The sequence below is a fragment of the Corallococcus sp. AB032C genome (assembly GCF_003668935.1).
Lineage (GTDB): Bacteria > Myxococcota > Myxococcia > Myxococcales > Myxococcaceae > Corallococcus > Corallococcus exiguus.
On sequence record NZ_RAWP01000009.1, the window covers coordinates 85,689 to 101,822 of the forward strand.

The window sequence follows — 16,134 nt, forward strand, 5'->3', positions numbered from 1 at the left end:
GGCACCTGGGGGCAGTGGGGCGCGAAGTCACGCCTGCGCGGAAGCAAGGATGAAGCCACAGGCGGAGGCCGCCCGTCGGGCGCGCTGGCTGGAAACTTGTCCGACAGTCGGACAGGTTCGCGGCGCATGCGGCCCGAGGCCGCGAACTCGTCCGACTGTCCGACAGGTTCGCGGCGCTTGCAGCCCGAAGCCATGAACCTGTCCGACAGTCGGACAGGTTTTGACCGCTCGGGGCCGGAGCGGGCACCTCCCGGTAGCCGTCGCGGACGGGGCTTCCGTGCCCATGTCAGACCTCGATGGTTGTCTGCGCTGTACTTCCGTGGAGGAGGGGGCAACGCGCTTCCTGGCGACTTCCTTCGGCGGGGGCGTCGACAGCCGTTGGGGCAGGCTGGCACCCTGGGAGTTCCTCCTTCCCCCCGGAGCCCCCTCATGCGCCGGCTCTCCGTCCCGCAGTGGATGTCCTCCTGGCTTGGAGGCGGGCTCGCCGTCGCGCTCGGCCTCACCGGCTGCGGCCCGGCGGAGTCTCCGGAGGACTTCCGGCTGGCGGAGGCGGAAGCGGCGGTCACGTTCGAGCCCGCGTCGGGCGTCCTCTTCGGTGCGTTCGCGGGCAAGCGCGGCACGGAGGACCACGCGGCGGCGCTGGACGCGCTGGAGCGGCTGGCGGAGCGGAAGATGGACGTCCACCGCATCTACGCGGTGTGGGACGAAGCGCAGCCGAACAAGTTCCTGCTCGCGGACCTGGCGCGCGGAACCGCGTCAGCAGGCCGTCATCCATCCAGAGGTGGGCCAGGTCCTGGACGCGCATGCGCTCGGGGAGGAGGGCGTGCGTGTTGAAGTCCCACGCCTCCGCGCCCATGCAGCGGGCGAGGACCTCCGCATGGAAGGCCCCCATCCCGCCGACGAAGAACGACACGATGATCCGCGTGCCTTCACGCGTGTCGGTGTACCGCTCGGCGCCGTAGTCCATGGGGTCCACCAGCTCGCGGCGGAAGACTCCCGTGGCAACCACCTGCGCCTCCACCTCCACCTCCGGAAGCGAGGCGAGACGGCCCGTGTTCCGGAGCAGCGGTTCCACGGCGTTGCCGATGTCGAAGAGGTCCACGTCCAGGCACCCGCGCACGAGCATCAGGGCTTCGAGCAGGCCCTCCCGGTCGAAGGTGTCCAGCACCGTCTCCGCGTCCTTCGCGGAGAGCGAAAAAGAAGGGGACATGGGGCTAGCCGTTGGGTTGGAAGAAGAACTCGAAGCCCGCGTCGCGCAGACGCAGGAAGCACTCCAGCCGGTGCTCCTCGCCGGGGTACAGGAACCGCCGCACCGCCTCCACGTCCACACGCCATGGGTCCAGCGCGTGGGTGTTGAAGTCCCACGCCTCCGCTCCCATGCATCCAGCCAGCTCCCGGCTGCGCGAGCTGCCCTCCGGCGCCAGGAACACGGAGACGACGATGATGGCCCCGTCGCGGGTGTTCCGATGCCACGCCGCCGGCTGCTGGAGGAACGGCACCAGCTCGCGGCGGAACGGGCCGATGCCCAGGACCTCTCCGTACATGCCCATGCGTCCGAACCTCCCGTGTGTCAGGCCCCGGCGGACGGCGGCGTCCCGCGAGCCTGACGGGGCCTTTTGCTACCGTCGCCCCGCACACCCCGAGGCCGCGCCATGACCTTCTCCGTCCGCACCGCCAACCTGCGCACGCTCAACTCGCTGACGAAGTACCCGTCCATTCCGACGTACCACACGCTGGGCGACAAGGGCCGGCTGGCCGAACCCGCCATCGCGTTCGACGGGCCCGTGGTCGGCACGGAGAAGGTGGACGGCACCAACGCGCGCATCGTGTTCCTGCCGGACGGCACGTACCTGCTCGGCAGCCGCGAGGAGCTGCTCTACGCGAGCGGTGACCTCATCGGGAACCCGGCCCTGGGCATCGTGGAGCACCTGCGCCCGGTGGCGGACGCCCTGCGTGAGAAGCGGCTCGACGCGGGCGGCATCACCGTCGTCTTCGGCGAGGTGTACGGCGGCAACGTCACCGCCCACAGCAAGCAGTACACGGGCGAGAAGCGCGTGGGCTACCGCGTCTTCGACGTGGTGCGCCTCACCGACTACGAGACGCCCCTCACCTGGTCCGCGGAGCAGCTCTCCGGCTGGCGCGAATCCGGAGGCCAGCCCTTCGTGACCGAGGACGCGCTCATGGCCTTCACCCGCGAGCACGGACTGGAGACCACGCCGCGCATCCTCGAACAGGACGGCGCCGCGATGCCGAAGGACCTGGAGGGCGCGTTCGCCTGGCTGCGCTCGCACGCGCCCGCGACCCGATGCGCGTTGGATGCAGGGGGAGGGCAGCACCCTGAGGGCATCGTCGTCCGCACCCGCGACCGGCGCACCATCGCGAAGCTGCGTTACGAGGACTACGAGCGCACGCTGCGTACGAAGCGCTGAAAAGCAAGAAGGCGGCGGTGTCTCCGTTCACCGCCGCCTCCATCCGAGCCACGCATTCAGTTGCGATGCGGCTCGGCGATATTCGTGTGGCCTGTTGCGGATGAGGTCCAACCGCACCCCGAAGTTTCCCGCGATGTCCGTACCCATTGCGTCTGGCGTGCCAGCCTCCGGCCTGCCGAGCCCTCCCTGATTCCAGGGGTTTGTGTCCCACGCGGATGGCGGCCCCTGGTGACTGCGGTCCTGTCGCTGATGACGGCCGTCACCAGGCAGGCGGGCGGGGCTGACGCGTCGCGGAAGGATGTTCGGAGCGGGCGAGGGCCGGCGGTAGACTCGCGAATCAGGTCACGGCCCATGACGAAGAGAGACACCGGAAGGCGAAATACAGGCACCGGCTCAGTGGACTCCGCGCGCTCGGGCGTGGGGACGGGCCGGGGCTCGGGATACGGAACGGGTCCCCGTCCGCGCCGCGCGGAGGACGTCCCGCCCGTTCCCCAGGTGGGCCGCTATCTGCTGCTGCGCAAGCTGGGGCAGGGCGGCATGGGCGTGGTGTACGCCGCCTATGACCCGGACCTGGACCGCAAGATTGCCCTGAAGCTGCTGCACCCGAACGCCAACCAGGACAACGAGGAGGCGCGGTCCCGGCTCTTGCGTGAAGCGCAGGCCATGGCGCGCGTCTCCCATCCCAACGTCATCCCCGTCTTCGACGTGGGCATGTGGGGCGACCAGGTCTTCGTCGCCATGGAGCTGGTGGAGGGCGGCACGCTGGGCTCGTGGCTGAAGGAGGCGAAGCCGTCCTGGCGCGAGGTGCTGGAGCGCTACCTCCAGGCGGGCAGGGGACTTCAGGCCGCGCACGCGGCGGGGCTGGTGCACCGCGACTTCAAGCCCGCCAACGTGCTGGTGAGCCATGCGGGCCGCGTCTACGTGACGGACTTCGGGCTGGCGCGGCAGGTGGGCGACGGGCCGGAGGCAGCGTCCTCACCGGAGGAGGCGCAGGTCCTGGAGTCGTCGGACCGGCGCATGCTGGACACCACGCTCACCGAAGCGGGCCTGCTGGTGGGCACGCCCAACTACATGTCCCCGGAGCAGTTCCGGGGCACGCAGCTGGACGCGCGCACGGACCAGTTCAGCTTCTGCGCGGCGCTCTACGGCGCGCTCTACGGCACGCGCCCCTTCGACCCGGGCAGCATCAAGGCCTACGCGTCCGCCAGCCGGAGCGTGGAGGTGGAGATGGAGGCCACCGGCACGCAGTCGCTGGGCGGCACGCAGTCGCTGAACGCCGCGCCCGCGAAGGCGGTCCCCGTCATGCCGCCGCCCGTGCTCATCCGCGAGCCCCCGCGCGACGCGAAGGTGCCCGGTTGGGTGCGGCAGGCGGTGCTGCGCGGGCTGGCGCTGGACGTGGACGCGCGCTTCTCCTCCATGCAGGCCCTGCTGGACGCGCTCTCCCAGGAGCAGCGCCACGGGCAGCGCAAGCGCTGGCTGGGAGCGGCCGGCGCCATGACCACAGCGCTCGCGGTGGCGGGCGGCGTGGCGTGGCAGCAGTCCCAGGTGTGCGTGGACGCGGGCGCGCTGATGGACAGCGTGTGGACGCCGGACGCGAAGGCGAAGCTGGAGTCCGCCTTCCGCGCCACCGGGAAGCCCTTCGCGGAAGGCATGGCCGTCCGCGCCGTGCAGGTGCTGGGGAAGTACGCGGACGCGTGGAAGCACCAGCGCGTCCAGGCGTGCGAGGACGCGCGCGTGAGCGGTGTGAAGCCGGAGGAGCAACTGGACCGGCAGGTGGTGTGCCTGGAGCGCCGCCGCAAGGACCTGCGCGCCACGGTGGACCTGCTCGCGAGCGCGGACGCCGCCATGGTGGAGAAGTCCGTGGACATGGCGCACGCGCTGCCCGCGCTGCACGAGTGCGAGGACGTGGAGTCGCTGGCCGAGCAGCAGCGCCGCCCCTCCGACCCCGCCCTGCGCGGCACCATTGAAGCGCTGGAGGACCAGCTGTCGGAGGTGCGCGCGCAGGTGGACGCGGGCCGCTACCCGGCGGCGCTCACGGCGGTGAAGGCGCTGGAGGCGCCGGTGGAGAAGACGGGCTACCTGCCGCTGAAGGCGGAGATGCGCTTCCACCTGGGCTGGCTCCAGGAGCAGACGGGCCAGTCGCCGGAAGCGTCCCGCCTGCTGTCGCGCGCCGTGTTCGACGCGGAGGCGGGCAGGGCGGACCGGCTGAAGGTCGCCATCCTCAACAAGCTCCTCTACGTGGAGGACGGCCAGAAGCACTTCGACCCGGCGGCGAACTGGGGCGAGCTGGCGGAGGCCACCCTCCAGCGCCTGGGCGGCGAGCCCGTGCTGGAGGCCGACGTGAAGGTGAACCAGGCCAACCTCGCCATGTCCCAGGGCCACATGGAGGAGGCCCGCAAGCGCCTGACGGAGGCGAGCGCCCTCTACGACAAGGCGCTGCCCCCCGAGCACCCCAAGCGCGCGCGGGCGCTCTTCCTCCTGGGCCGGCTGGTGCTGGGCACGGGCGACGCGAAGGGGGCGGTGCCTCTTCTGGAGGCGTCGCTCGCGAAGACCGAGGCGGCCGTGGGCCCGGTGCACCCGGACGTGGCCCGCCGGCATGGCCTGTTGTCCCTGGCCCTACGAGACGCCGGCCAGCCCGAGCGCGCCCTGCCGCACGCCCAGGCGGTGGTGGACCTCTACAAGACCCTCCACGGAGAGAAGAGCGCCCAGGTGGCGGAGGCGCTGGACGAACTGGGCATGTGCCAGCTGGGGATGAAGCGCTACGACGACGCGCTGAAGACCTACGAGCAGGCCGTGGCCCTCAAGCGCGAGCAACTGCCCGAGGGCGACGAGGGCCTCCAGCCGTCCTACGACGGCGTGGGCCAGGCGCTGCTGGGCCTGGGCCGGGCGCGCGACTCCGTGGCGCCGCTCCAACTGGCGGTGTCCTTCGCGTCCGCGCCCCCGGATGCGCTGGCGGAGTCCGGCTTCGCGTTGGCGCGGGCGCTGTACCAGACGGGCCAGTCACCAGAGGCCCGGGGAGAGGCCACCCGCGCCCGCGAGCGCTTCAGCGAGTCCGGGATGGACGAGCGCGTGGGCGAGGTGGACTCGTGGCTGGAGACCCTGCCCAAGGAGTCCCCGCGCCCGCCTGTCCGCAAGCCGGCTCGGGGCCGGCGCAAGTAGACGTCACGCACGGCTGCTGGCGACCGTGGCGGGGCGTGCTACCGTCCCGCGCCGTGTCGCTGCCCCCGGACGAGGACGAGGAGCTCCTGGATGCCACGGCCACCCTGCAGCGGGGCCGGGCGGGACAGGTGCGGATGGTGCTGCGGGTGCTTTCCGGCGCGGAGGCCGGCAAGGCGCACCCGCTCAAACAGGGGACGTACACGGTGGGCAAGGCCCCCACGTGTGACATCGTCCTCACGGACAAGGCCGTCTCCCGCCAGCACCTGAAGCTGGAGGTGCACGCCGAGCACGTCGTCGCCACGGACCTGGGTTCGCACAACGGCTCGTTCGTGGAGGGCCTGCGCTTCACCGCCATGGAGCTGCGCCCCGGCAGCGTCATCACCCTGGGCACCACCGAATTGAAGCTGGTGCCGGAGGACACGCGCGAGCGCTCGCTGCCCCTGTCCTCGCGGGACCGCTTCGGCGCGCTCGTGGGCACAAGCCGCAAGATGCGCGAGGCCTTCACCGTGCTGGAGCGCCTGGCGCCCGGCGGCGCGGACGTGCTCATCCACGGCGAGACGGGCACCGGCAAGGACCTGTGCGCGGAGGCCATCCACCAGCTGAGCCCGCGCGCCAAGGGCCCCTTCGTCATCGTGGACCTGGCGGGCGTGCCCTCCACGCTCATCGAGTCCGAGCTCTTCGGCCACGTGAAGGGCTCCTTCACCGGCGCCCAGGCCGACCGCGCCGGCGCCTTCGAGCGCGCGCAGAACGGCACCGTCTTCCTGGACGAGATTGGCGAGCTGCCCCTGGACCTGCAGCCGCGCCTGCTGCGCGTGCTGGAGCGCCGGCAGGTGAAGCGCGTGGGCGGCAACGACTACTTCACGGTGAACGTGCGCGTGGTGGCCGCCTCGCACGTGAACCTGGAGCAGGCCGTCCAGCAGGGGAAGTTCCGCCGCGACCTCTTCCACCGGCTCGCCGTGCTGCGCGTGACGCTGCCCGCGCTGCGCGAGCGCCCGGAGGACATCCCGCTGCTCATCGACCACATGCTCAAGCTGATGGGCCGGCAGCCGGGCGCGCTGTCGGATCAGACGCGCGCGCTGCTGATGCAGTACCCCTGGCCCGGCAACGTGCGCGAGCTGCGCAACGTGGTGGAACAGGTCGTCAACCTGGGCGAGGAGGCCCTTCCGGACCTGGAGACGCCCCAGGGCGCGGACGGCCGCAAGGGTCCGGATCTGGACCTGCCCTTCAAGGAAGCGAAAGAACACCTCATCGAAGTGTTCGAACGTGACTACCTGAAGAACCTCATCGAGCGCTGCGAAGGCAACATTTCCAGGGCTTCTCGCGAAGCTGATATCGACCGTGTCTATCTCCGGAAACTCCTGCGCAAGCACGGGTTGGATCCGTCCGGGGAGCCTTAACACGGGGCGGCATAGCAGGTAGGATGGCATCCCCCTCCCCCCTCGGAGCACGACCGTGAGCGTGAATCTTTCCTCCAATCTCCTCCGTACCTTCCAGCAACTGGCGGAGGTGAAGCCGACCGCCGTCCCGCAGCAGACCGCGCAGCAGGTCGGGTTGCCGGAGGAGAAGGTCGTCTCGCAGGTGGAGGGCGCGCCCACCCCCGTGCAGACGGAGCAGGCCACGGACGCCTTCGCGGCGGTGCAGGCGCTCAACCAGGCGTGGGCGAACCGCTTCCAGTCGGTGTCGGGCGCTTCCGCGCAGGACGTGGGCGTCCAGGGGACGCTCGCGAACGCGCCCCAGGCCCCGGAGATTGGCGGCTGGGACACGGCGGCGACGGACCCCGAGGTGGTCAAGCAGACCAACCAGAACGACTGCGGCGCCGCGGTGGCGGTGATGCTGGGCAAGGAGATTGGCACCAGCAAGACGCAGCCCGCGTCGGACAAGGACAAGATGTCCGCGCTGGAGTCGCGCTTCACGCAGGGCCAGGGCACGTCGCCGCATGAGCTGTCCAACATGCTGGCGAACCAGGGCACGAAGGTGACGCAGACGTCGTCCAAGCTCGACACCAAGGCCCTGGATGACGCACTCGCTCGCGGCGCCAAGGGCGCGGTGATGGTGGACTCCAGCCTGGTGGACCCCACCACGAAGCCGGGCGAGACGGGCCGCGCGCACTGGGTCTCCGTGGAGGGCAAGGACGACCAGGGCCGCTACCTGCTCAAGGACCCCAGCACGGGCTCCAAGATTCCGGTGGACGCCCAGCGGCTCGCGGACTCCGTGGACATCAGCTGGAACAAGCACCAGGGCGGCGGCCAGATGATCGTCGAAAGCGCCCAGGGCATGTCCGAGGCCCAGGCCGCGCAGGAGGGCGGCGAGAAGGCCGTCGCGCTGGGCAACACGGACGGTACTGGCTCCCGCGCCATGGGCAACTTCGGCCGCGAGTCTTCATAGTTCCTGAAGACTGACGGCGGATGGACTCGCATCCATCCGCCGCGTGGGCTTCAGACGGTGAGGTGCTGCACGGCCTGGAGCCGCAGCAACTGGCGCGCCAGCTCCTGGACCTGCTCCACCTCCTGCAGGCCCATCACCTTGCGCAGCGCGAGCCGCTTGTCCGTGGAGGCGCGCAGCAGCAGCGCGCGCAGCTGGGGATTGCTGAGCAGCGGGTTGAGCTGGCGCAGGTGGCCCACCAGCGCGCCCAGCTGGGGCAGCGTGAGTCCCGCCACCATCACCTGCGTCGCGTTGCCCTCTTCCGGGCTCTGGCTGGTGGCCAGCATCCACGGCGACAAGAGCAGGGAGCGGGTGAAGTCCTTGTCGCAGGGCATCCCCAGCCTTGCGCACTCCTCCACCGCGAAGCCGGAGTCGTGGCCCGCGATGATGGGCTGGATGCGGGCGGCCTCGTACTTCTGGAGGACGGCGTCGTACAGCTTCCGGGCCTCCACGCCCTGCGGAATGCGCGGGAACTCCACGTAGGCCAGGCCCACCTCCTCGCGCAGCCGGCCCAGCAGCGTGGCGTCGTCCACCGAGCCGGGCTCGCCCAGCACCTGGGCCAGGTAGGCCCGGTCCTCGGGGACCGCGTTCGCGGACCTCCACCACTCGCCGGTGATGGAGCTCGCGCTCAGGACCACCGGCAGGGTGACGACGCCCTGGCGGCCGGGGTTGGCGAGGAAGGCGGCCATCTTCCCCTCCACCTCCGTGAGGCCGCGGTGGAGCCGGTTGAGGACGGCGATGCGCAGCTTCGCGCGGCCCTCCAGCGCCTGCTTCGCGGCCTCGGACGACTGTTCGTCCGTGGCGGTGCGCTCGCGGGGGGACTCCGAAGCGCCGGACCGGCGCGCGAGCTGGGGCTCCACGGGCACCTGCGGCGCCATCGGTGGAGGCTGGGGGAGCGCCGGGGCCGTCTGGGGCGTCTGGGCCGCGAGGGCAGGGGGCTGCTCCAGGGTGCCCAGGCTCGCGGCGCCCTGCGACGTGCCGGACGACATCCCGGCCTGTGGCTGCGGCGCCCTGGCGCCGCCGCCTTCATTGCGCTCCGGCTCGCCGGAGCGGCCGAAGTCCATGCCGTCCTGGGGGCCGGATTGCTCCAGGCCCCCCTTGGCGGAGGCTCCCTTCGCGGAGCCTCCCTTGACGGCGACGCCTCCCTTTCCGGTGCCGCCCTTCGCGGAGGCCTTGCCCGATGACTTGCCTTCACCGGACTGCGCCTTCTCCTCCTTCTCCTGCGCGGGGCTCTGCAGGGGCAGGCCCGGGCGGGGAAGACCAGACGGAAGGCGGACGCTCATGGATGGGGGCCTCGGTTGAGGGGAATCAGGCCAGGTCCTTCAGGTGGACGACCAGGTTGCTGTTCTTGCTGCCCAGCGTGCTCGCGTCGTCCGTGGGGATGACGTAGCCCTGATCCGCGCCAACGTGCTTGCGGAAGAAGTCTACCACCTCCGGATCCTGCACGTTGGACGTGGTGCTCTTCTTGATGCCGTACGCGGAGCCGTCCGCTCCCTTGGCCTTCACGGAGTCAGGCGCGGAGGCGAGCAGGTTGTCCATCGTGCCCGACAGGCGACCGCCGCCGTCCGGCTGGATGGTCATCGAGGTGTTGTGGCCCTCGATGTAGCTGACGTCGTAGTAGGTGTTCCCGAACCCGCCGTCGAACTTCACTTCACCGAGCGTCGCGTTCTTGCCGTCGCCCTTGTCACTGCGGAAGTTGCCGGACCAGTTGTCCGGGAACTGCACCGTGCGGCTCTCACCGGGCTTCAGCGTGACGGAGTCGATGGCCTTCTCGCCCGCGTTGGGGGTGAAGTTCACCGTCATGGGCTTGTTGCCGTCGTTGTTGAGGGTGACGGTGTTCTTGCCCTTCGCCGCGCTCGAGTCGCCCACGGACTGGGGACCGGCGACGGCCGCGTCCTTCTGGGGAGCCGCCGGGGCCGGAGCGCCCTGCGCCGCGGAGGCCGCCTGCGCCGCGGCAGGAGCAGGGGCCGCGCTGGAGCCCGCGCCCTCGCCACCCAGGTCCGGCACGCCGCCCTGCTGCGCACCAGCTGCGCCCTCGATACCCGGAGCGGCGGCGCCCTGCTGCGCACCGGCGCCCTGCTGCGCACCGGCGCCGTTCATTCCACCGAGCATCTCCACCAGCTGCTTCAGCATCTGGACCATCTCGGCCAGCTGCTCCATGGGATTGCCGCCCTGGAGCGCGCCCTTCTTGCCCACGCCCGACGGCGCGTCGAAGCCATCCGCCTGGAACATCCCCTGGAGCGAACCCGGGCCGCTCTTGGCCTGCACCGCGTCCGCCGTCACCGCCGTGGGGCGCGCCACCGGGCTGGAGAGCTCCGTGGCGGACGTGCGGGGCGAGAAGGAGGAGCTGGCAACGGACGACTTCGACAGGGGGGAGAGCGCCATGGCGGTGTTCCTCGGAGATTGGATGGGGCGGCCGGGAGAAGCCGTCCGGTTCAGCGATGTGGGGGGCTAGAGCACGGCGCGTGCCATGCGCCCCACACGCTTCTCAACGAGGTAAACCCTTGGAACTCCTCAGGGGACGGACGCTGCCACGGGAGCGGAAGGCCCCCGCCCTGATGACTGCCGTCAGGCCCCTGGTGTCCGGCGTCATCAGGCCCGAAAGCACGACTCGCGCGGGACGCAATGCGCCCCGCGCGAGAAGTCGCCGCGGATTCAGGCCGTGCGGATCAGACCCTTCGGGCCGTGCTCGAATGGATGAGCCGCAGTATCAGCAGCAGCACCACTGCTCCGATGAACGCCACGAAGATGGTGCCCGCGATGCCGCCAAATGGGGCTCCCGTGCCGAGCGCCCGGAGGATGAAACCTCCCAGGAACGCGCCCACCACGCCCACGACGATATCGCCAATCAGGCCGTAGCCACCGCCCACCACCGCGGACGCGAGCCATCCAGCGATGAGGCCGATTACCGCCCACAACAGGATTGCTTCCAGCGCCATGTCTCTTCCTCCCATCGAGGTGATGGGCGAAACATGGGCATGATTCCCGGCCGCGCTCGCCCCTCCCCCAAGGGCGACGGCAGGGCAGGCAGGCAGGCGGCGCCCGGGTGGAATCCAGACTTGAAGCCTCCCGCCTACTTGCAGATGGGCACGCGGGGCGGCTGGGCGGGGTCCCAGCTGGCCATGTCCTGAGGGGGCGTGATGCCCAGGTGTCCTCCGGCATGCGGGGCGTCGAGCTTCGCCCCCACGTCGTACTGGACGAAGCCATCCCGGTAGCGCCGCAGCAGCGCGAAGCCGTGGCTGTAGACCTCCAGGCCCACGCTCCGCAGGGGAATGCCATCCACGTCGTAGAGCCGGGGATTGCTCTCGGCGCAGCAGGACCACGGATCCAATCGCTCGCAGACGCGCGGCGGCGACGCGCTGGCGAGCACCGCGGTGCCCCTGACGTTGACGATGGTGCCTTCGGGGAGCGCCAGCGCCTGCCCCAGGGACAGCAGAGGCGTGATGCCTTCGCGCGGTTCCTGGGACCAGGAGGGAAGGGGGCTTCGGGACATCCGCCGCCATGCGCCGGCGATGGGCGCACCCACGCCGATGCGCGCGGGCTCGCCTTCGAGCCGCTCCACCTGGAACGCGTCCAGGTCGCGCGCCGAGTCGGGCATGTCGTCGGTGGAGGGACACTCACCCGTGCACGCGTCCCAACCCTGGTTGCCCAGCACGGTTCCACGGTCATCCCAGACATAGGCGCCAATGAAGCGCCGCATTGTGGTGATCCAATAGGTGAGCCTCACGGAGGCCGCATCGCTCGTCCGGGGGATGAGGGCGGAGAAGACGGAGACGGTGCCGTCCTCCCGGTGCACCCCCCACAGCGGCGTGCCGTCCCCCAGTGTGGCCGGCACCACGGAGCCCCGCGGCGGCAACTCCAACACCACGGACGGCTCGATGCGAGGCAGCTGGATTTCCTCGCGAGGCACGGCCCTGACTCGCCAGCCAGGCGTTCCGCAGCCTGCCAGGACGAACACAGACACGACGGTGAGCATGAGGCGATGACACAGGCGCCAGAAGTTAGCCCGATGCCGGGGTGATTGACGGCGTTCCGGTTAAAGATGCATTCTGAATGCATCTTTACGGGGCGTGGGCCCGGAAAGGGAGCGAAGTCATGACGAGCGTGTACGAGAAGATTGGCGGAGAGCCGGCGATGGCGGCGGCGGTGGACGTCTTCTACCGGAAGGTGCTGGCCGACGAGCGCATCAGCCACTTCTTCGAGGACGTGGACATGGAGCGCCAGGCCGCGAAGCAGAAGGCGTTCCTGACGATGGTGACCGGCGGGCCGTCGAACTACTCGGGCAAGGACATGCGCGCGGGGCACAAGCACCTGGTGGACCGCGGGCTGAACGGGACGCACTTCGACGCGGTGGCCGGGCACCTGAAGGAGACGCTGGAGGAGCTGGGCGTGCCCGCGGACCTGGTGGGCCAGGTGATGGCCGTCGCCGAAGGGGCGCGTGCGGACGTCTTGAACCGCTGAAGCAGCCGTCAGGAGGCACGTCATGGCGAAGGTGCGGCATGAATCCGAGTGGTACCCGTTGGAGCCCGGAGAGACGGTGCTGGACGGACTGCTGCGCCAGGGCGTGCGCGTACCGCATGCGTGCCGGGCAGGGGCCTGCCAGTCCTGCCTGATGCGAGCGACCTCGGGCGCGGTGCCCGAGGCCGCGCAGGTGGGGCTCAAGGACACGCTGCGGGCGCGAGGTTACTTCCTCGCGTGCACGTGCCGGCCCCAGGAGGGCACGGCGCTGGAGGTGGCGGGGGCGTCGGAGCTGCGCGTCCCCGCGCGCGTGGTGGAGCTGGAGTCGTTCAGCGAAGACGTGTTCGCGGTGCGGCTGGAGGTGGAGACGCCACTCGACTATCGCGCGGGGCAGTACGTCACGGTGGTGCGCGCGGACGGGCTCGCGCGCAGCTACTCGCTGGCGAGCCTGCCTCGCGAGGGCCGGCTGGAGCTTCACGTGCGGCTCGTGCCTGGGGGCGCCATGAGCGGTTGGTTCGCGCGCGAGGTCCGGCATGGCGACCGGGTGGACGTGCAGGGGCCGGCTGGGGATTGCTTCTACGTGCCCGGACAGCCGGAGGCGCCGCTGCTGCTGGCGGGGACGGGCACGGGGCTCGCGCCGCTGTATGGAATCCTGAGGGACGCGCTGGAGTCGGGCCACACCGGCCCCATCCACCTGTTCCACGGGGCAAGGGAGCCGGCCGGGCTGTACCTGGTGGACGCGCTGAGGGCCCTGGCGGCGCGCCATCCAAACGTTCAATACCGGCCCGTCGTGCTGGCGGGAGGAGGTGGGGCGGTGGAGGAGGGGGCCCTGGAGGCGAAGGTCCTCACCTGCCTCCCGAAGCGGCCGGTGGGCTGGCGAGCGTTCCTCTGCGGCAACCCCGAAGCGGTGCTATCCCTGCGCAAGAAGCTCTTTCTCGCGGGGTTCGCGCTGAAGGACATCCACGCGGATGCCTTCCTGCCGAGCGTGCCGCGAGCGGGGCCCGTCGCCGGAGCCGCCTGACTTGCACCTGACCCTTCACGCCGACTATTCGCTGCGCGTCCTCATGTACCTGGCGGCACGTCCCGGGCGGCCGTCGTCCACGCAGGAGATGGCGGACGCCTACGGCATCTCCAAGCACCACCTGGTGCGCGTGGTGCAGACGCTGGCGCAGGAGGGACACGTGGAGGTGAAGCCCGGACGGGCGGGCGGCGTGCTGCTGGCGAAGGCCCCGGGAGCCATCCGGCTGGGCAAGGTGGTGCGCGCGGCCGAGCCGGACTTCCACCTGGTGGAGTGCTTCGACCGGGAGCGCAACACCTGCCCCATCGCGCCAGCGTGCGGCCTCAAGGGCGTGCTGGCGGAGGCGCGTGACGCGTTCCTCACCACGTTGGACAAGTACTCGCTGGAGGACCTGCTGCGCCGCTCCAAGCCGGGCCTGTCGGACCTGCTGCTGACGCCGGCCGCGCCACCGGAGTAGGCGCATCCGGAAGGACGCGGCGACGTCCGGACAGGACGCAACCTGGGCACACGCCGGGGGCACGCACCGCTGACGCGGCGGGGGCATGGGGCTTGCTCTGTCAGGCCCGCCTGAATCAAGCCCCCCGGAGCGCACATGTCCCAGTCGGTCCAGACCATCCTGAACATCAACGGCATCGCCAACGGCTCCCCGTACAGCACTCAAGAGCCCACCATCCTCTTCAACAACCTGCCGTTCAGCGTCTGGGGCTCCATGTCGAGCGCCCGCACGGTGACGGGCAAGGTCATCGGTATCGCGAATCCCCAGCAGTACCAGGTGGCGCTGTTCGCGTTGGAGTCGAAGACGCAGATCGTGGGCAACACGTCCTGGCTGACGTCGGTGGGTAGCGATGGGAGCTTCTCGCTGTCCGTGCAGCAGAGCGCCACCGTCTACTGCGCGCTGCTGATGACGCCGACGTTCGCCCAGTCCTACTTCGCGAGCACCTTCCCCAGTGGCAGCGGCACCGTCTCCTCGCTGCCGATTCCCGCCGAGCATCCGGGCGACGTGCTCCTGATGATTGGCCTGCCGGCGGGACTGAACCGGAGCCTGGTCCTTCCCTTCGGTGTGGAGAACCCCATCGTCAAGCCGGGGGACGCCTGCCTGCAGCCCATGGGACTCAACCGGCAGCTGAGCCCCGGTTCGACGCAGGGCATGCCGGATCCCACCAATCCCAACCAGGTCAGCCAGCTGTGGAGCTGGCTGGTCGGGGGGAGCTCGCCCGGGATGATGGCTTTCCGGGTCACCACCCAGAACCCGGACGGGACCGCGGGGCAGGGAGCGTTCGCCACGGGCGTGTATGTCTATGGCCAGTCGATGTATCTGCTCGCGGGCGCCGGTCCCGCCTCCGGACAGTCGAGCACGATGACGCCCATCGTCGTCTCCGAGGCCATCGTCAACTGGCAGATCCTCCCGCCCTCCATGGTCCAGTTGGGGATGGCCCTCACCATCCTGCCGGAGAAGATCCTGCTCGCCGTCGACGTGGTGAACGTGGAGCCGTCGGTCCTGGGGACCTTCCTGAAGGCGCTCTACAAGGTCGAGTTCAAGCTGCTGGGCCTGATGTTCGACATGCTCTGACGGCGGTCACTCGCCGACGAAGGCCGCCCAGTCGCCGGATGGGACCGTGACGCCCGACTCCTTCCGCCAGGCGGTGACCTCCGCCTTCCAGGTCGCGGCGCCTCCACGCAAGGGGAACGCACGCGTGACCGCGAGTCGTTGAACCGGCTCGTGGTCGCGCAGGAGGACGCGATTGACCGCGTCGACTTCACCGGGCCTCGCGCGCAGGCGCAGCCCGGCCGCCTTCATGGATCCGTCCTGACGGAACAGCGTGGACAGGTTTTCCTCCACCGGCGTCTCGGTGACGGACCAGAGGCCCAGCAGTGGCGGTTCGCGGCCTTCCATCCGCGCCGCGTGCAGCCGGTCGTGGCCATCGACCACCAGCCAGCGCTCGGCCAGGGCGAAGTAGGTCAGCAGGACGGGCGGGAGCGTCCCGTCCCGAGCGTGTTTGCGCCATGCCTTCACCCTGCCGTCGTCCTCCGGTGACGGTGCGCGCAGCGGCATTACTCCACCGCTGCGCTCCGGGAGGACGCCGGGCCCCGCCCAGGACCAGTCCTCCGCGCGGAAGGACGTGAAGCGCAAGGCCGCGTCGAGCCCGCACGGAGGCTCCGGAAAGAATCCCGGTCCGATGCTCGGCACCGTGGAGTAGCCCCGTGCCTGCGTGACGGGAACCATCTGGAGCGGCCGCAGACACCATCGGCCCGCGTGGAGCAGCGAAGGCTCGGACGTTTCGAACTGGTGGACCCACCACCGGCTCCACGCGGCCCACCATCCAGGTGAGCCCGGATCCGGGTCGCGCCGGGCCTCCTCCGCGGTGATGGGAGGAACCGCGCCTGTGAGCTTCGCCGGGCCGCGCAGCCACGCACACCCGTCCCACCAGTCGTCCACGCGCATCCAGAGCAGCGGCTGCCCGCCCAGCATCACGCGCAGCAGGTAGGGCCGGGTGGCTTCGACATGGAGCAGGGGGCGCCGCCGCCAGTGTCCCCAGGAGGGAACGGTCAGCAGCAGCCCGGGCCCACCCACCGGCATCCGCCAATCCGTGTCATCCGCCGTCACGGCGATTCGTGGCTGCATCGGGCGCCTCCTCGGCCCGACACTAC

Annotated in this window: 16 protein-coding genes; 10 read left to right on the forward strand and 6 right to left on the reverse strand. The window is 70.5% G+C overall.

Going from position 1 to position 16,134, the window contains the following annotated elements:
- Positions 1-429: 429 nt before the first annotated feature.
- Both D7X99_RS05870 and D7X99_RS44220 read left to right on the forward strand, forming a co-directional pair.
- Positions 430-834 (forward strand): hypothetical protein, encoded by a 405-nt coding sequence (locus D7X99_RS05870; RefSeq protein WP_121776863.1) that lies wholly within the window; start codon positions 430-432, stop codon positions 832-834.
- Complete coding sequence (locus D7X99_RS44220; RefSeq protein WP_255429225.1) at positions 828-962, forward strand: hypothetical protein; 135 nt, start codon at positions 828-830, stop codon at positions 960-962. Before D7X99_RS05870 ends, D7X99_RS44220 begins: the two co-directional genes overlap by 7 nt.
- A 252-nt stretch (positions 963-1,214) precedes the next feature.
- Here the strand turns inward: D7X99_RS44220 and D7X99_RS05875 are convergent, their stop codons facing one another.
- Positions 1,215-1,550 carry a hypothetical protein gene (locus D7X99_RS05875; protein ID WP_121776864.1) on the reverse strand — a complete coding sequence of 112 codons (336 nt, stop codon included), beginning with the start codon at positions 1,548-1,550 and terminating at the stop codon, positions 1,215-1,217.
- Between the two features lie 102 nt (positions 1,551-1,652).
- Between D7X99_RS05875 and D7X99_RS05880 the strand changes: the two genes are divergently transcribed.
- The 4 genes from D7X99_RS05880 (at position 1,653) to D7X99_RS05895 (ending at position 7,973) form a co-directional block, all read left to right on the forward strand.
- Complete coding sequence (locus D7X99_RS05880) at positions 1,653-2,429, forward strand: RNA ligase family protein (protein ID WP_121776865.1); 777 nt, start codon at positions 1,653-1,655, stop codon at positions 2,427-2,429.
- Positions 2,430-2,780: 351 nt separating this feature from the next.
- Positions 2,781-5,588 (forward strand): protein kinase, encoded by a 2,808-nt coding sequence (locus tag D7X99_RS05885; RefSeq protein ID WP_121776866.1) that lies wholly within the window; start codon positions 2,781-2,783, stop codon positions 5,586-5,588.
- A 53-nt stretch (positions 5,589-5,641) separates the two neighbouring features.
- Positions 5,642-6,985: a sigma 54-interacting transcriptional regulator gene (locus D7X99_RS05890; protein ID WP_233613131.1), complete on the forward strand. Its 1,344-nt coding sequence runs from the start codon at positions 5,642-5,644 to the stop codon at positions 6,983-6,985.
- A gap of 55 nt (positions 6,986-7,040) precedes the next feature.
- Positions 7,041-7,973 (forward strand): hypothetical protein, encoded by a 933-nt coding sequence (locus D7X99_RS05895; RefSeq protein ID WP_121776867.1) that lies wholly within the window; start codon positions 7,041-7,043, stop codon positions 7,971-7,973.
- A 50-nt stretch (positions 7,974-8,023) separates the two neighbouring features.
- On the opposite strand, the gene D7X99_RS05900 is transcribed toward D7X99_RS05895, so the two are convergent.
- From D7X99_RS05900 to D7X99_RS05915, 4 genes are all read right to left on the reverse strand, one after another.
- Positions 8,024-9,292, reverse strand: coding sequence for a hypothetical protein (locus tag D7X99_RS05900; RefSeq protein ID WP_121776868.1), 1,269 nt, complete (start codon positions 9,290-9,292; stop codon positions 8,024-8,026).
- Between the two features lie 25 nt (positions 9,293-9,317).
- Positions 9,318-10,394 carry a hypothetical protein gene (locus D7X99_RS05905; RefSeq protein WP_121776869.1) on the reverse strand — a complete coding sequence of 359 codons (1,077 nt, stop codon included), beginning with the start codon at positions 10,392-10,394 and terminating at the stop codon, positions 9,318-9,320.
- Between the two features lie 284 nt (positions 10,395-10,678).
- Positions 10,679-10,948, reverse strand: a complete 270-nt coding sequence (locus D7X99_RS05910; RefSeq protein WP_120576996.1) for a GlsB/YeaQ/YmgE family stress response membrane protein — start codon at positions 10,946-10,948, stop codon at positions 10,679-10,681.
- Positions 10,949-11,082: 134 nt separating this feature from the next.
- Positions 11,083-11,919, reverse strand: coding sequence for a hypothetical protein (locus D7X99_RS05915; protein ID WP_121776870.1), 837 nt, complete (start codon positions 11,917-11,919; stop codon positions 11,083-11,085).
- Positions 11,920-12,104: 185 nt separating this feature from the next.
- Here D7X99_RS05915 and D7X99_RS05920 point away from each other — a divergent pair, with 185 nt between their 5' ends.
- The 4 genes from D7X99_RS05920 to D7X99_RS05935 all read left to right on the forward strand — a co-directional run bounded on the left by D7X99_RS05920 (position 12,105) and on the right by D7X99_RS05935 (position 15,055).
- Positions 12,105-12,470 carry a group 1 truncated hemoglobin gene (locus D7X99_RS05920; RefSeq protein ID WP_121776871.1) on the forward strand — a complete coding sequence of 122 codons (366 nt, stop codon included), beginning with the start codon at positions 12,105-12,107 and terminating at the stop codon, positions 12,468-12,470.
- Between the two features lie 22 nt (positions 12,471-12,492).
- Entirely contained in the window at positions 12,493-13,488 is a 996-nt protein-coding gene (locus tag D7X99_RS05925) for a 2Fe-2S iron-sulfur cluster-binding protein (RefSeq protein ID WP_121776872.1), read from the forward strand.
- Between the two features lies 1 nt (position 13,489).
- Positions 13,490-13,942, forward strand: a complete 453-nt coding sequence (locus D7X99_RS05930) for an Rrf2 family transcriptional regulator (RefSeq protein WP_121776873.1) — start codon at positions 13,490-13,492, stop codon at positions 13,940-13,942.
- Between the two features lie 135 nt (positions 13,943-14,077).
- A complete protein-coding gene (locus D7X99_RS05935) occupies positions 14,078-15,055 on the forward strand; it encodes a hypothetical protein (RefSeq protein ID WP_121776874.1) in 978 nt (325 codons plus the stop codon).
- Between the two features lie 6 nt (positions 15,056-15,061).
- Here D7X99_RS05935 and D7X99_RS05940 read toward each other — a convergent pair whose 3' ends face one another.
- The gene (locus D7X99_RS05940) at positions 15,062-16,108 is read right to left on the reverse strand and encodes a ParB/Srx family N-terminal domain-containing protein (protein ID WP_121776875.1); all 1,047 of its coding nucleotides are present in this window, start codon (positions 16,106-16,108) and stop codon (positions 15,062-15,064) included.
- Between the last annotated feature and the right edge of the window lie 26 nt (positions 16,109-16,134).